Here is a 16,543-nt window from a genome sequence, read left to right on the forward strand (position 1 = left end):
CTTGACAGAACTTATATTTGGCTTGATCGTGGTCGTGCTTGCAGGCTGGATGATCAGTAAGAAAGTCAATGCCACCGTTGTTTTGTTCGTTGCAGGAATTGTACTCTTATACGGTGCTGTATTTATGGGACATAGCGTTTTACCCGCGGAAGCGGCGACGGGTTCCAGATGGTTTGACCCGATGAAGTCGATTACAAATAATTTTATAAGCAATTTAGGCAATATCGGTATGACGATCATGGTATTATTCGGCTTCTCATCCTATATGACGAAAATTGGCGCTAACGAAGTGACCGTTCAAACCTTGATGAAGCCGTTATCCGGAATTAAATCGGTCTATGTGCTCGTCCCAGTCATTTTCGTAGTCGGTAACCTGCTATCGCTTGTGGTTCCGAGTGCTTCGAGCCTTGCCATTCTGCTCATGGCTACGCTGTATCCGGTTTTGAAGCGAATCGGCATGTCCGGATTGACGGCAGGTGCCGTTATTGCGACAACAGCGACGATCATCCCGACACCGCTGGGCGCGGATAATGTCATTGCCGCTCAGACGCTGGGCATTGATTTAATGGAATACGTCATGAAGTACCATGCCGTCATTTCGATTCCGACGCTTATATTGATGACCTTCGCGCATTATTTCTGGCAGAAATATATGGATAAGAAACATCCGGAAACCGATACAATCGACGAATCGAAACTTGAAACGCTGCGCAAGGATTTGCCGCCAACTTATTATGGCTTCCTTCCGATTCTTCCACTCGTCCTGATTACGGTATTCGGTATCTTCGTTAAATCGATCAAAATCGGTCTTGTTGAAATCACCTTTATTTCGCTGATCGTTGCAGTCGTTGTCGAAATGATCCGTAAACGTAAAATTCAGCAAGTGTTCGAAGAACTGATGGTGTTCTTCCGGGGTATGGGGGACGGGCTTGCGATGGTTGTTTCGCTGCTTGTTGCCGCAAGCTTGCTTGTTGACGGCCTGAAGGCGCTCGGCATTGTAGATATGCTGACCGATTCGGTAAAAGATTTGAATGGCGCCGGCATGATCCTGATGTTTGCCTTCTCGGGAATCACGGCCCTCATCGGTCTGATCAGCGGCGGCGGACTTGCGGTGTTCTACGCCTCGGTCGGATTGCTGCCCGCCATTGCGCAAAACGTAGGCATTGACGGGGCGATGCTGTCGATTCCGATGCAGTTGATCGCGAACCTCGTGCGTTCGGTTTCGCCGGTGGCTGCATGTATCATTGTCGTTTGCAGCATCATTCAGAAAAGCCCGATGGCAGTTATCAAGCGGACCTCTGTTCCGATTATAGTCGGCATCATCAGTACGCTGGTATTGTCATACGTGATGTTCTCTTAAGCGGTAACGATGATCGCTGTGTAAGAACATTTAATATAGAGAGTGTTAAAGGATCGGAGTGAGAGAAAAATGAAAAAGATATGCATACTAGGAAGTATTAATATGGATTCCAGCTTATTGCTGGAATCCCTCCCGCACGAAGGAGAGACCCTATTTGCATCGGGGAAACTTGTCGGTCCCGGCGGGAAAGGATTTAACCAGGCCGTGTCGGCGGCCCGGCTTGGAGCTTCCGTACACTTTATCGGCAAAGTCGGGGCGGATGAATACGGCAAGCAATTGGTTTCTACCTTGCAGCAGGAAGGTATTCATACCGAACATGTCGGCGTAAATCCGGATTTGCCTACGGGAGAAGCCTTGATCCTATTCAGCAGCAGCGGCAGCAACATGATCGTCGTCAGCGCCGGCTCGAATATGGCCATTACAGCGCAGGATATAGAGGAATCCAGAGAAATTATCAAAGTATCCGATGTCATTTTGGCTCAATTCGAAGTGCCGATCGAAGTCATCCAGCATATTTTTACAATTGCGAAGGAAGAAGGGAAGGTCACGGTGCTGAACCCGGCGCCGGCCAAGGCGATTCCGCCGGCGCTGCTTCAAGTCACGGACTTCCTCATCCCGAACGAAAGCGAGATGCACATGATCACCGGTTGCGATACGAACTGCGAACAGGATATGGTGCAAGGAGCAGCGACTCTGCTTGAGCAAGGCGTAGGATGCGTAATCGTCACACTCGGTGATCGGGGCAGCCTTATTTGTCACCCTGACGGCAATTTATCCATTCCTGCCGAAAAAGTTGCCGCGATCGATACGACTGCCGCCGGCGACAGCTTTATAGGGTCCTTTTGCACAAAGTTGCGAAGACAGGAGCGGAAGCAGCTCGGGCATGTCGCGGAGGCGGTCAAGTTTGCCAGCCGTTTCTCGTCGATAGTTGTCCAGCGCAAAGGCGCATTTCAATCCATCCCCTATGCTTACGAACTAGCAGAAATGAGCTGATAACATGAGCATTTTATGGGGACTTGTAGGCTGCATGGTTATTTTGGGGATTGCCTATTTGATGTCTGACCATAAGAAAAAGATTAATTATCGTACAGTTATCGTTGGTCTTGGAATTCAAATGTTATTCGGTTATATCGTACTCAAATGGGATATCGGCAAGCAGGCGCTGGAGGTCGTATCCCAAGGGTTTACGAACTTATTCCATTACGGATACGAAGGTCTCTCCTTCGTGTTCGGAAGCTTGGCGGATAAGACGCAGCCGACGGGTAATATATTCGCCATTCGCACAGCGATGCTGGCTGTGTTTATTACGCCACTGATCGGCATTCTATACCGATTCGGCATCATGCAGTTCTTCATGCGGGTCGTTGGCGGAGGGCTCGGCAAATTACTGAAGACAAGCCGCGCGGAATCGTTAGCGGCCGCAGGGAATATCTTTCTAGGGTTGCAGGAAATTCCGATCATGATCAAACCCTATATGAAGTCCTTGACTCGGTCAGAGATGTTCGCGATCATGGTCGGCGGCCTCGCCTCCGTCGCGGGAGGAATCATGGTTGCCTATGCTGCATTAGGCATTCCGATGGCCTATTTATTGTCCGCGAGCTTGATGTCGGCTCCAGCGGGTCTCATCATTGCGAAAATGATGATTCCGGAAACCGATACGCCGATAAAGGCTGGCTCTCACGAACTTGAAGAGGAAGATCCGGAAACGAAGGATAACCTCATCAATATTATTTCGAAAGGCGCTTCGGCAGGGATGAGGATGGCGGTACAGATTATCGCCATGCTGATCGCGTTTATTTCTATGGTAGCGCTTCTAAACGGACTGCTTGGTTGGGTCGGAAGCTGGTTCGGGTACGGAGATTTGTCGCTTCAGATGATTCTGGGCTGGTTATTTGCTCCGCTCGCATTTGTGATCGGCGTTCCTTGGTCCGAGGCTACGATAACGGGCAGTTTTTTGGGGCAGAAATTCGTCATGAATGAAATGATCGCCTTTGGTTCGTTTGCTAAGGAAATGGAGCATTTGTCACCCAAGACGATTGCGATCGTAAGCTTCGCGCTTTGCGGATTTGCGAATATCGGTTCCATGGGGATCCTGTTAGGCTCAATGCGATCGTTAGCTCCTGAACGAAGTACTGAAGTGGGACGTCTTGCCTTTAAGGCAGTGATTGCAGCTTCACTAGCTAATCTATTAAGCGGTACGATCGCCGGCATGTTTATGTAGAAAGTAAAAAAGTCAACGGAAAGTCATCGAAGCATTGCAATCTCGACATGAGAATCTGCAATGCTTTTGGTTATGCGCCCGGCATGGTCGCTGTCTCCAGCGAGTGAAAGCTAACGGGTCTTCTGCATGGGGTTTGTTTTGTTCGACGGTATGACGGTCAAGATTCATCGGGTTAAACCGGATTTGTCGGAATAAGACTTGATCTTCATCCCGGGAGGCTTATCGACCCGCAGGTTAAGAAATGACACGCAATTTATAAGCTGGATAAAAACGGCCGCTCCGGTTCCGTACAAAGTGTCCGTCTGCACGGGCTCCTTGCTGCTGGGGGCGGCGGGTTTTCTGGAAGGCAGGAGAGCGACGACGAATCCGTCCGCTTACGGGCTGCTCGCCCCTTACTGCGCCGAAGTCGTCAAGAACCGTCTGGTGCGGGACGGGGATATTTTCACCGGTGGAGGAGTGTCTGCTTCTCTGGACCTGGGGCTGTATGTGGTAGAATCGTTGACGGATGCGGCCTTCGCGAAAGAAGTGCAGACGAAGATGCATTATCCCTATTACACATCTCCGTAAGGCCGGACTTGTTCAGTCGGGCGCTTAAACGCTGAAATACAGCAAAGCCGTTCCCGGGCTTAACGCCTGAGAACGGCTTGCTGTATTTCGTCTGCGGACGCTTAGACGCCAAAGAGAAACGGGAAGGCGCACCCGTTAAGGGGGCGTTCTTCCCGCTGCGACGTCAGCAAGACTCGGATAGTTCGGAGGGTTTGGCACCTTCGGGATTTTCACGAAGCTGCTGTCCTCTGTGAAAGAACGGAAATGCGGCGAACGCGAGCAGCGTCAAAATGCCGAAGATGACCGGTCCCTGACCGAAGCCCAGTCCCTGCAGCAGGAGCCCGCCGATCCAGGCGCACAGGCTCTGCCCCAGGAATGCGAAGCCGCTGGCTCCGTAATAGGCGCCCCGGAGACGCTCGGGAGCTATTTCGCCAATGAGCACATCCCCGACGACGAAGCACAGAATCTCGCCCATGGTGAACACAATCATCGAGAGAAAGAGCAGAGCCGTATTCTCAAAGAGGCCGAAACCGAAAAGTCCCGCCCCGAACAGGAGGCAGCCCGTTTTCAGCGCCGTCAGGGACGTGTAGCGCTTCATAAACCGGGTCAACGGATACTGCAAGACTAGCACGCATAACGTGTTGACGACAAACAGGCTGGAGTAGAGCGCTACCCGGTCATGGCCGATGTACTGCGACAAGGTTGTGTCGAGGTGCGAGTAAGCCCCGGCGACGAAAAAATTGCCGAGCAGCAGATAGAGAAACACCTTATCGGTAAAAACAATCTTCATCATTTGCTTTACGGTCGCGCCGGGCTCATCCCTGCTCTGGAGCAGATGCCTGAAGGAGAACATAAAGACGAGGAGCAGCGCGGCGTACACGGCGTAGATAGCGGCGCTGACCAGAAAAGGCAGCAGGGACGACGTGCCCCCGATGCCCAGCTTCAGGCCGATTAGAGGCCCGACGGCACCGCCGATATTGATGGCGAAATAGCGTGCGTTAAACACTTCCGTGCGGCTTTCGGCCGGTGTCACATCGGCCAGCAGGGCACGCGCAGCAGGTTCGAACACGTTCCGGAACAGCCCGTTCAAAGCGCTGAGGACAAAAAACAGCCAGGTCGCATCGGCGAAGGCGAAGCCGATAAACACCAGACTCCAGGCCGCCATCGACGCAATCATCACGGGATAACGGCCCAGGCGGTCGGACAGCGCGCCTCCGGCAAAACTGCCCAGCGTGCCCACGAACAAGCTTACCGCGAGAATGGCTCCAATCGTCGCGGGATCAATGCCTTTGACCTTGCCCAGATAAATGCCGAGAAACGGAATCGTCATAAAAAAACCTGTCCGGGACAGGAAAGTCCCGATAATGACTCCCCAGGCGACGGGGTGAAAGGAGGGAATACGGAATCGTTTTGTCGTTTTCGCTTTCATGAGTATCACCCTTCTTTTTTGTCGTTATGTTCAGTATAGCTACACAAAAGGGGATGAAAAGTGTATGATTTGATGGAATCAGTTCACCTTTTATAACGGATTTATCGAAACGGAGGAACGAGAACATGCAGACCGTGCTGCCTTTTTTAGAACTCCGGCTGTTTTTCAGAGACCGGGAGCCGCAGAAGCCTTTTCCCGTTACGGTCGACGAGCTGGCCGGTATCTGGCACTGCACGCCCCGCTACGTGAAGCTGATCGTCCGCACGCTGTGTGAGCAGGGATGGATCGATTGGCAGCCCGGCAGGGGCCGCGGCAACAAATCCAAGCTGACCCTCGTGCTGGATTCCGACGAGCTTCTGCTGGAGGAAGTCCGCCGGCGCACGGAGCGGGGGGAGGTTCATGAAGCGATGGAGCTGATGAACCGGTTCGGCGGTCCCGCCGTCAAGGACCGGTTTATGGACTGGATTTCCGAAGGTATCGGTTTCTCGACAGCAGGAATGCCGGATTCCCCGCAGGAGACGCTTTGTATGCCCGTTTTTCGCTCGATTACGACGCTGGACCCCGGACTTGTGTACTATGCCTTCGACTGTCATATGGCCCGGCAGTTGTTCAACACCCTCGTCGAATATGACGAAGAGCTGCAGACGGTTATTCCCTGCATAGCGCATTCCTGGGAAAGCAGTGCGGACGCCAGAGAGTGGACCTTTTATTTGAGAAAAAACATTCTGTTCCATCACGGCCGGGAACTTACGGCGGAAGATGTGATGTTTACGCTAAATCGTCTCAAGCACGATCCCGGCCGTTATGACAGCGGGTGGATGTTCCGGGACATTGAGCGGATGGACGCTCCCGACCGGAAAACGGTCGTCATCCGTCTAAGGGAACCGAATTACTTGTTCCTGAGATTTTTGTGTACGATCGCGGCCGCAATCGTACCGGAGGATGTTGTGCGCCGGGACGAGGCCGCATTTGGGGAGATGCCCGCAGGTACAGGACCTTTTCGGGTCGTATGCCGCAATGAGGGTAGATGCGTGCTGGAAGCTTTCCCCGCTCACTTCCGGGGCCGGGCCCATCTGGACCGCGTGGAAGTGCTCATTTTTCCGCCGGAGGAGTCCGGCCGTTTGAAAGAGCCCGACTGGACGTCCATCATGACGTCCCACGGAGAGACATCCAGCGCGAGGCGGGAGGCTCTGGTCAGCGGGGGAAGGGGATGGTGCAACATGGAAACCATATTCAGCTGCAGCAGCATGCTCGTCTTCAACCAAAGGAAAAACGGCCCCCACAATCATCCCTTGTTCCGGGAAGCGTTTCATCATATTCTCGACCGGGAAGCGCTGATCGCCGATCTGAAAGGCGAAAGATTATGTCCCGCCGGAGGCTTCCATCCGCAGGAAGATATGGGGAAGAGAGAGGGAGCGTTTTATCCCGTGAAGAGCCGATCTGAAATTATGGCGCTGCTGGAGAAAAGCGGATATTCCGGAGAGGTACTGGAACTCGTCACGTATTCCCATCACGAAGAAGACGCCTGCTGGATTCAGGCACGCGCCCGTACGTTCGGCGTTTGCATTGAAATCCGGGTCCGGAACGCGGAGGAATGGTCGGACCGTGCTTCGCTGCAGCGCTACGACTGCCAGCTTTACGGAATTGTTCTGGGAGGCGACGAGGTACGCGAGCTGGAAGTATATCTTCAGAACAATTATTTTGCTGCCCTGTGGGACAGCGCGACGGAAGAGGTCGTCCGCCGGGAGACGGCCGCGATTTTGCGGGAGCCGGGCGAGGCGGAACGGAGGGCGAGATTTGCGCAGCTCGAGCGGTGGATTCGTCAGACCCACGCGATTTTGTTCCTCGTTCATAAAACGACGAACACCGCCTTCCACCAATCCGTCCGCGGAGTGAGATTCAACTCTTACGGGTGGGTCGATTTTTATCATATCTGGTTCAATAAAGGAGCTGCGGCTTTGTCTTGAACGATTTAAAAAGCCTTTTCAAAGCTGGATCTGCATTCATGAACAAGACGCGGGTTTGGATGAAAGCAAGAGGAAACTTACGTCACGTTAGATACGCTGAGAAAAAGAAGAACCTTTCTCAGGTTCTTCTTTTTTTGTGGCGGAAGCGGCTGATCCCAACAATTGAAAATGCTTTTTTGGCTTCACTCCAGCGCTTCCAGCGTTTCCAGTCCGCTCTTCAGCGCCTCGGGATCCTCGTTTTCCACGCCGAACAACGCTTCCTGCAGGGCAAACGTTCCCTTGTAAAAGATTATCCGGCTCAGCATTTCGCGGGCTTCCGGGTTTTTATCCAGAACAAGCCGGAAGAAAGATTCCCCGTAGGAGGCAAGTAAAGCCGCATAATCGACTGCCGGATCTCCCAGGCCGGCCGAGCCGAAATCAAGAATTCCGCTTACCCGTTTGGATGCGGGCTCGTACAAAATATTCGAAGTCCCGAAATCCCCGTGAATGAGCGAAGGGGCGATTTCGAAGTTCTCTTTGCAGCCGAGAAACGCGGAGAAATGCCGGTCTGTCCAAGTACGCGCGCCTTGTTTCATGAACGGATAAAGACGGCTTTGCATGCGTTCATACATATCCGACCATTTGCGGTAGCCGTCATACCCGGGTTCATGCTGCGCACACGCCAGACCCTGCGTGTCCAGTCCGTGCAAGTCGTGCAAGAAATCACCGAGCTGTCCGGCTATATGACGCAGAAATGCTTCATTCGGAACGTGTTCATCCTGAGATTCATTTGACGCCTCGGCCTGTAAAAGATCGGCTTCAAGCGGTTCTCCCGCAATTTTGTTGTAACCGATAAAGGGGTGTTTTTTAAGTGAGGGGCGTGCATGGATAAAAACCGGTCGTGGAATTTCTAACGATACATGATCCGCCGCGTAAAGCAGGAAAGCGACTTCTCTCTCCATGTCACGGATGGCCGATTCGTATCTGGGGAACCGGAAAATCAGCCGGCCGTTTATGAGCCAAACGTCGTTGTTTTGCCCGGCTCCGATTTTTTCCGCCGTGTCCAGCGGCAACTCGGGATAACGCTGCCGGATGGCTTCCAGATAAGGCTGTGCTTTTTTCATTGCGGGCAGCTCCTTTTTACTAGATTTTACTAGTACGCGCGTCTGAAAGTCTTCGTTTCATTTGTCGTACGTTCTTTTGCCTGAAAAGTACATGGAAAACCAGGCGCTATGAGGCCCCGCTTTGCTGGACAGAATACAGGGCGGAATTGGTATAATAGCAGCATATACAAGCTTGCCCACAACCGATGACCCAACCGACAGGGCAGCGTTCACAAGGTTTTGGAACCCGGCGAGGGCGATTTGCCCGTTTGTGGGTAAGGTTACTATTTGAGGAGGAAAGTTGAGGAGGAAAAATGATGGCCAAGGAAATTTCCCGCATCAAAATCGCTGCACCCGCAGGTAACGTGTGGGACGCGCTTACCCGCCCCGAGCTCGTGAAGCAGTGGCAGTATGGAAGCGAGCTTGTGACGGACTGGCGGCCGGGCAGCGAGATTCGTTTCTGTAACGAGTGGGAGGGGCAAGTTTTCGAGCAGTGGGGAACCGTACAGGAAATCGTGCCTGACCGGCTGATCCGGTATACGCTTTTCGCGCCTCGCCCCGGGTTGGAAGACAGGCCGGAAAATTACTTCGTCATGAGCTATCTTTTGGAGGATGACGGGGACTGGACTACGTTGACGATCGAGAAGACGGATAACCGTCCGGACGCCGGCAGCGGGGTAACGGAAGACGATGAGGTTTCACCTGTGCTCTCTGCACTCAAAAAACTCGTCGAAGGGAACTGATTTTTCAGGCATGCGTTCAAGGCTTGTAATCCAATCGTTACTACCTGTGGAATTAGGCAGGCCAATTCTTTTAATAGGTCACGAGAGGAGCGGAACGATGAAGAAAATTATGAACAAGCCGGAAAACCTGGTTAAAGAGATGTGCAGCGGTTTTGTGCTCGCTCATCCGAATCTGGAGTTTGACCGTAAATATACGATCATCCGCAAAAAAACGATCCGTCCCGATAAAGTGACGCTGATCAGCGGCGGAGGGAGCGGGCACGAACCCGCACATGCGGGATTTGTGGGCAACGGGATGCTGGATGCCGCGGTCTGCGGCGATGTTTTCGCTTCTCCGTCCCAGATTCAGGTGTATCAGGCGATCCGTTCAACCGCCAGCCGGAAGGGAACGCTTCTCATTATCAAAAATTACAGCGGCGACATCATGAACTTCAAGAACGCGGCGCATCTTGCGGGCGAAGACGGCATACAAGTCGATTTTGTGAAAGTGGACGACGATATTGCCGTAGAAGACAGCTTGTACACCGTCGGGAGAAGAGGGGTTGCCGGAACGGTTCTCGTACATAAAATAGCGGGCGCGGCCGCGGAAGCGGGGATGTCCCTGGAGCAGGTAAAGCAGGCGGCGCAGAAGGCCGTGGATCGTACGAAAAGCATCGGATTCGCTTTGTCGTCCTGCACGGTACCGGCCAAAGGCAGCCCGACTTTCTCCATGGAAGAGAATGAAATGGAGTACGGGGTGGGCATCCACGGCGAACCCGGTATCCGGCGTGAAAGTGTGCTTACGGCCGATGACCTGGCCCGCAGAATGGTAGCCGAGCTGCTGCAGAGCCTCCCCGAAGACGAAAATAATCCGCCGGAAGTGGCGGTGCTGGTCAACGGGTTCGGAGGCACTCCGCTGCAGGAGCTTTATCTGCTTAACCATTCCGTACAAAGGGAGCTCGCCTCACGGAATGTTGCCGTATATAAAGTGCTTGTCGGCAATTACATGACCAGCATCGATATGGAAGGCGCCTCGCTCACCTTCATGATGCTGGACGACGAGCTGAAAAACCTGCTCCGCGCGGAATGCGATACACCGGCTCTCACTGTCCGTGAATATACGGAGCCTGCGAGCTTCGCGGAAGTCGTTCCTGCTGAGGAGGCGCTCGGGGACAAGCCGGTTTCCTTCAGCGTTGTGACCCCGGAAGAGAGCGCTGTTATTCATAACGGCCGGCTGTCTTTGGACAATATGATCTATCTGATTGATACGATGAGTGAAATCATTATCGAAAACGAGGTGCCGTTCTGCGAGCTGGACGCGCATGCGGGAGACGGTGATTTCGGCATGAGCGTTGCCAAAGGCTTCAGGCAGTTGAAAACGGAATGGAACGAACTGACCGCCGGGGCTTCGGACATCGGATCGTTCCTGGATGCCTGCTCCCTGATTATAATGGAGCACTGCGGCGGCGCTTCCGGCCCGATCTGGGGATCGGCTTTCCGGGCGGCGGGCAGAAGCGTCCGAGGCAAAGCCGGTCTAGATGCGGCGGATATCGCTGAAATGCTGCAAGCCGCGGTCAAAGGAATTCAGGACACAGGAGAAAGGTCGTTCGGCAGGGGAGCGGTAGTCGGTGACAAGACGCTGATCGATGCGCTTGTTCCTTACGCCGACTCGTGGGAGGCGAGCGCCGCCGCAGGCACGGACCTGAAGCTGGCCGGAGCCGCAGCCGCAGAAGCTGCGGTAGAGGGAGCGAAGAAGACGGAAGCGATCGTCGCCCGGATGGGCAGAGCGGGAACCGTCGGCGAGCGGAGTATCGGCTATCCCGATGCGGGAGCGCATGCGTTGGGGGTTATTTTCACCGGCCTCGCCAAAGCGCTTAAATAATCGTAAGGAAAGATACCGTCCTTACGTAATGTTAACGAACCGGCCCTTTTCAAGGGGGCCGGTTCTTTTTTTGCATCGGCCCCGCTAGCTAGCTGCCATGCGGCTCTAGATCCTTATTTTCCGTATAACGGAGCGATTCAGTCTATGCTGTTCGTCCAGATTCCACCGCGACCGAAAGGATGTACTGACCGTCTATGGAACCAAACTTCATTGCCGTTGCCCGCGCCCAAACTTCCCCAAAACGAATTTCACCGTTTGCAAGCATATCTGCCGGAGGAACGCATACGATTAGGCGAAGAAACGGGAAAAAGGAGGATCGCCTATGCCGGCTGACGAGATGCAGGTGACTTCGCTTGTATCGGGGTTTTTACCGCAAGGGGCCGAACTGATGACGATAGAGAAACCCTCTCCGCACACTGCGATTCACTCAGCCGACTTAACAGGAGACGGTATACCGGAAATTGCGGCGGTTTACCGGTTAAACGGAGAAATGTACCTGCTTATATTGACTGACCGGGACGGCGTTTGGCAGAAAGCGGCGGCTGTAAAAGGAACCGGCTACGCCGTAACGCTGCTGTCGTCCGCCCCCGTTCTGCGGGCCGGTCTCAACAATCTGCTCGTAGGCTGGCAGATCGGTTCCATTTGGTCGAAGCTGTCGGTTTACGAATGGACGCCGGAAGGGCTTAAAGATGCCGCTCCCGCGGACATGAGCTACAGTTATATCGAAGTGGGGGATATGCCGGGTCTTGCCGGGCGTGACGGAAAAGCCGAAGTGGCGCTTTGGATTCATGATACGGGAGAAGCCTACCGCGTCCAAGTGCTGAGGTGGAGCAACGGGGCGTTTGTGCCGGCGCCGGATGTCTATCCCTATTATTTTCCGCGTGTGGTCCGGTACTACGAGGCGATGACCCGGCAGCATCCGGATTATACGTTTTACTGGTACTATCTGGCTGACGCCCAGTACCGGGCCGGGTTGCCGGAGGCGGCGCTGGTATCGGTCCGGAAGGCGCTGTCTTTTCCGAATCCTTTTCCTTCGCGTGACAAACTGCTGGAGCTCCGGTTGAACATTTTGGCGGCGCTCGCCAGATCACCCCAAGCCCGGATGCCGGCCCTGTTTCCCGCTTCATTGAAAACAACGTCCGGACTGAAATGGGGCTACATCGATCCGGAAGGAAGGCTGGCGATCCGGCCGATGTACGAGGACGCCGCAGATTTCCAGCGGAACGGACTCGCCGTCGTCGGACGGAACGGGAAATACGGCCTGATCGACCGGTCGGCGCACTTTGTCGTGCCGCCTGTTTACGATTCGATCAATCCGTTTTCCGGTCGGCGGGCGGTTGTCATCGACAGCGAAGGCTTCAAGCTGATCGACGAGAGGGGTAAAGTTCTGACCGGGCGTGCCTACCCGTTTATCGCCAATATGGAGGACGGGAGAGCCGTTTTCTATGTCACCGGCGGGGGAAGCGGCGATACCGGAACGAGCAGATACGGCTATCTCGATGCGCAGGGCAGAGAGGTGATTCCTGCGCAGTACGAGGAAGCGAACGATTTTAACGGCGAACGGGCCGTCGTGAAAATCAGGGACAGCGACTATGCGCTCATCGCTCCGGATGGCCGCAAGCTGGCGTCCTACCCTTACGCGTACGTCGGACCGCACGGAGACGGCCTTCTTGCGTTTCAGCAAACTTCCGGCGGCAAGTACGGCTACATCGATGAGCGGGGGAAAATCGTTATTACGCCGTCCTTTACGATGGGCCTGCCCTTCCATGACGGCAGGGCCGTGGTCAATACGGCGGAAGACTACAAGTGGACATACGGCGTCATCGACAAAGCGGGCCGGTATGTGATCAAGCCGGCCTACAACGACATCCGGGATTTGGGAGAGAAGCGGTTTGCACTCGGCAGGGCGTTAGATCCCGAACAGCCTTTCCTCGGTTCGGTTTACGCGATCGTGGACAGGAACGGAGCGCAGCTGTCGGATTTCCTGTACGACGAGGTTTCCGACTTCAAGGACGGTTTAGCTTCGGTGGCGGGAGCTGAACAAACCTATTTCATCAACCGCAGCGGCAAACCGGCGCCGGGCTATCCGAAAGTGGATGGAAGCGGCACACTCACGCTCGAGCGGGGAGGACTGATCAAAGCATACACCGATCGCAGGCTGGCTTATCTGAACCGGGCCGGCAAGGTGATCTGGCATCAGAACACGGTCATTCCCCTAACACCGCCTTACGCCGTAAGAGAAGAGAAATATAAGCCGAACCGGGACTATCTCGTCTACTATCCGCAGGTCGAAGGAATGAAGGACGAGACGGCGCAGCGGAGTGTCAACACCAAGCTCAAGGAATTGAGCCAGGTGAAGCCGGTTCCCGGGGATCAGAAGCTTGATTATTCGTATTCCGGCGATTTCGAGGTCGCTTTTTACAAGGAAAAACTGCTTGAGCTGGAGCTGACCGGGTACAAATACCCGTTTGGCGCCGCCCACGGCATGCCTTCCAAAACGTATGCGATCCTTAACCTGGAGAACGGCCGCATGTATGCGCTTAAAGATTTGTTTAAACCGGGAAGCGACTATGTCCGTATACTCAGCGGTATCGTGGGCAGGCAGATTAAAGAAGACCCGCAATATGCGTACGTGTTTACGGACAGCTATAAGGGTATTAAACCGGATCAGCCGTTTTATGTGACCGAGAATGCGCTTCATCTCTATTTTTTTCCGTACGATATTGGCCCGTATGCCGCAGGGTTTCCGACTTTTACCATCCCTTTTGACCGGATTGGCGCCATCGTCGACCGGGAGGGAGAATTTTGGAAAGCGTTCCATGTTTGAAGGGGGACGTTTTTCTTTTTTTGTTATCATTGATAATCATTATCATTTAAATTAAAATAGAGAGAAGCAGGAGAATCACGACGTCGATTAATCTAAATCCCAGATGAGGGGGAATGCAGATGAAGCCGAGCAAATCAGCGGCACGCATCGAAGGTCGCGGAGAGCGCGCGGCGGCCACGAGACCATACCTGACTGACATCCGGGTGTATATGGATTCGCATTATCACGAGCAGCTGACCGTCCGGCAGCTTGCCGAACGCGTTCATGTCAGTCCGAAATATTTTGTCGATTTGTTCAAAAAAACGTTCGGCCAGAGTGCCATGGACTATTTGACCGATTTGAGGATCAACCGGGCCAAGCGTTATTTGTCCGAGCCCGAACCGCTTCTGTTGAGGGAAATCGCCCAGCGTGTGGGATACAAGGACGAATACTACTTCAGCCGGAAATTTAAAAAGGAAGTGGGCATGTCTCCTACGGAGTTCGCGCGAAGTTCGAAACACCGGATCGCGGCTTGGTCCCCCGACATGACCGGGTATCTGATCGCACTCGGCCTGACGCCGCTGGCGGCTCCGCTTGATCCCAAGTGGACGGCTCATTATTACTACTCGTACCGGAAAAAAATCAGATACGCGCTGAAGCTGACGGACCCTTATATTACGGGAACTTTCGAGGAAAATGCGGATCTGATGGCACGCCTGAGGCCGGATGCCGTCGTGGCCGGGGACGGATTAAGCGACGAGCAGCAGGATACGATCCGTAAAATCGCGCCCGCTCTTTTTGTCCCGACTTCACGTGAGCTTGGCTGGCGGGAGTATTTGCGCCTTATCGCGGTTTTTCTGAAACGTACCGACGAGGCGGAGCAGTGGATCCGGGGCTACGACAAGCTTGCGGATGAGGCCCGTATTCAGTCGGAAGGGGTGCTTGGAAGTGACCGGATCCTGATCGTGAGGCTTTACGGCAAAGGGCTGTATTCCTACACGAACCGGGGAATGGAGGATGTGCTTTTCAAAGATTTGAACCTGCGGCAGGTCTCACCCGGTAAGCAGTCCGCCCCGATCCGGCCGGAAGATATCAAAGCGCTTGATCCAAGCCGGATTCTTGTCCTGGTCTGCCCGGAATCGGAGTCGAGGGCCTACTGGCTTGCCCTTCAGCATTCACCCGAGTGGAAAACGATCGGAGCGGTCCGTTCGGGAAGCATTTATCCCATATCGGCCGATCCTTGGCTGGAATACTCCCCGGTCGCCGTCGCACGTATGCTGGATGAAGCGATGCTGCTGTTTACGGGAAAATGTCCAAACGCCTTTCTGGATCATGTGCATGGCGGAAGCCCTCCCGCTGACTTATAATTCCTGTGAATGAGAATCATTATCATAGGGGGGCAGAGCTTAGTTATGCGCAATCAATTCTTGAATAAAATCGTTACGGTGAAGGTGCTCGCCGTTATATGCACCGCTCTGATGCTGAACGCTTGCGGAGCTAATCCGAATGCGGGATCCGCTGACGGCAAAGCGGGAGACACAAGCGCTTCGGCGGCACCGACCGGTGCGGCCGGCGGACAGGAACGGACGTTTACGGACGAGTTTGGCCATACCGTCAAAGTGCCCGCTTCTCCAAAACGGGTCTTTGCGCCTTACTTGGAAGATTCGCTCACAAAGCTTGGAGTGACCCCGATCGCCCAATGGTCTGCGGGAGGACAAGGCAACAGTTACTTGAAGGAAAAGCTGAGTCAGGTGCCCAAGCTTGATTTTTCCAGCGGTGCCCCTTCTCCGGAAGTCGTGACCGAACTTCAGCCCGATCTGATTATTCTGCAAACCGAATCGTACGCATCCAACGGAGTTTACGAGAAATACTCCAAGATCGCTCCGACGTATGTATTCAAAAACGCTTCAAGCGACCCGGCTTCTTCACTAAGCAAGATCGGCGAGCTGCTGGGCAAGACCGAAGAAGCGAAGCAAGCTTTGCAGGCCCACGATAAGAAAGTGCAGGAAGCGAAAGCGAAGCTGCAGCAGGCTGCGCCGGGTAAAAAGGCCGCTGTTATCCGTTTCGCGAGCCGAGGCGTAAGCCTGATGGGCGGCAAATATCTGGCCGGTGCGGTCGTCCACGATAAGCTCGGATTCGGAATGTCCAAGCTGGTGGACGGCAAAAACTCCGCGGCCATCTCGCTTGAAGTGCTGCCGGATCTGGATGTGGATTACATATTTATGATGAACCAATACGGCCAGGGGACGGAGCGGATGAAAGAAATCACCGAAAGTCCGTTTTGGAAAAAGATTCCGGCTGTCCAGGCCGGACACGCCTATGAGGTGAACAGCGAATACTGGCTGGGAAGCGGAATGATTGCGGACGAAATGATGATCGACGATGTGGTCAAGCTGATTGCAAAATGATTGAGTGAACCGTGTTCGGGATTAGCCCGGACCCGGTTTTTTTTCTGTAAACGTATTTGCTAAAAATGGATTTTGAACAAATAAATTCCGGATTTCTTCCATGTGCCGGGGAGAGAGGAG

Annotated in this window: 11 protein-coding genes and 1 pseudogene; 10 read left to right on the top strand and 2 right to left on the bottom strand. The window is 53.9% G+C overall.

From position 1 onward, the window contains the following. Position 1 precedes the first annotated feature (1 nt). The 4 genes and pseudogenes from dcuC to AC2TF6_RS12490 form a co-directional block, all read left to right on the top strand. Positions 2 to 1,360 carry a C4-dicarboxylate transporter DcuC gene (gene dcuC, locus AC2TF6_RS12475; RefSeq protein ID WP_491311273.1) on the top strand — a complete coding sequence of 453 codons (1,359 nt, stop codon included), beginning with the start codon at positions 2 to 4 and terminating at the stop codon, positions 1,358 to 1,360. Between the two features lie 102 nt (positions 1,361 to 1,462). Then, positions 1,463 to 2,353 carry a ribokinase gene (rbsK, locus tag AC2TF6_RS12480; RefSeq protein ID WP_491311274.1) on the top strand — a complete coding sequence of 297 codons (891 nt, stop codon included), beginning with the start codon at positions 1,463 to 1,465 and terminating at the stop codon, positions 2,351 to 2,353. Positions 2,354 to 2,357: 4 nt separating this feature from the next. Next, positions 2,358 to 3,581 carry a NupC/NupG family nucleoside CNT transporter gene (locus AC2TF6_RS12485; RefSeq protein ID WP_491311275.1) on the top strand — a complete coding sequence of 408 codons (1,224 nt, stop codon included), beginning with the start codon at positions 2,358 to 2,360 and terminating at the stop codon, positions 3,579 to 3,581. A 147-nt stretch (positions 3,582 to 3,728) separates the two neighbouring features. Beyond that, positions 3,729 to 4,148 (top strand): annotated as a pseudogene (locus AC2TF6_RS12490) (DJ-1/PfpI family protein); the annotation flags it as partial. A 163-nt stretch (positions 4,149 to 4,311) separates the two neighbouring features. Here AC2TF6_RS12490 and AC2TF6_RS12495 read toward each other — a convergent pair. Then, positions 4,312 to 5,556: an MDR family MFS transporter gene (locus AC2TF6_RS12495; RefSeq protein ID WP_491311276.1), complete on the bottom strand. Its 1,245-nt coding sequence runs from the start codon at positions 5,554 to 5,556 to the stop codon at positions 4,312 to 4,314. A gap of 125 nt (positions 5,557 to 5,681) precedes the next feature. Here AC2TF6_RS12495 and AC2TF6_RS12500 point away from each other — a divergent pair, with 125 nt between their 5' ends. Next, entirely contained in the window at positions 5,682 to 7,523 is a 1,842-nt protein-coding gene (locus AC2TF6_RS12500) for an SgrR family transcriptional regulator (protein WP_491311277.1), read from the top strand. Positions 7,524 to 7,705: 182 nt separating this feature from the next. Here the strand turns inward: AC2TF6_RS12500 and AC2TF6_RS12505 are convergent, their stop codons facing one another. Further along, on the bottom strand, positions 7,706 to 8,626 hold the full coding sequence (locus AC2TF6_RS12505; RefSeq protein ID WP_491311278.1) for a phosphotransferase family protein: 921 nt from the start codon (positions 8,624 to 8,626) through the stop codon (positions 7,706 to 7,708). Between the two features lie 296 nt (positions 8,627 to 8,922). On the opposite strand from AC2TF6_RS12505, the gene AC2TF6_RS12510 reads away from it, so the two are divergent. From AC2TF6_RS12510 to AC2TF6_RS12530, 5 genes are all read left to right on the top strand, one after another. Next, a complete protein-coding gene (locus AC2TF6_RS12510) occupies positions 8,923 to 9,348 on the top strand; it encodes an SRPBCC family protein (protein ID WP_491311279.1) in 426 nt (141 codons plus the stop codon). Positions 9,349 to 9,445: 97 nt separating this feature from the next. Then, positions 9,446 to 11,209 carry a dihydroxyacetone kinase subunit DhaK gene (dhaK, locus tag AC2TF6_RS12515; protein WP_491311280.1) on the top strand — a complete coding sequence of 588 codons (1,764 nt, stop codon included), beginning with the start codon at positions 9,446 to 9,448 and terminating at the stop codon, positions 11,207 to 11,209. A gap of 322 nt (positions 11,210 to 11,531) precedes the next feature. Next, the gene (locus AC2TF6_RS12520) at positions 11,532 to 14,036 is read left to right on the top strand and encodes a WG repeat-containing protein (protein WP_491311281.1); all 2,505 of its coding nucleotides are present in this window, start codon (positions 11,532 to 11,534) and stop codon (positions 14,034 to 14,036) included. A 119-nt stretch (positions 14,037 to 14,155) separates the two neighbouring features. Further along, positions 14,156 to 15,382 (top strand): AraC family transcriptional regulator, encoded by a 1,227-nt coding sequence (locus tag AC2TF6_RS12525; RefSeq protein WP_491311282.1) that lies wholly within the window; start codon positions 14,156 to 14,158, stop codon positions 15,380 to 15,382. Positions 15,383 to 15,427: 45 nt separating this feature from the next. Continuing rightward, the gene (locus tag AC2TF6_RS12530; RefSeq protein WP_491311283.1) at positions 15,428 to 16,423 is read left to right on the top strand and encodes an ABC transporter substrate-binding protein; all 996 of its coding nucleotides are present in this window, start codon (positions 15,428 to 15,430) and stop codon (positions 16,421 to 16,423) included. Positions 16,424 to 16,543: the final 120 nt, after the last annotated feature.

It is taken from the genome of Paenibacillus sp. JNUCC 35, from assembly GCF_058269095.1.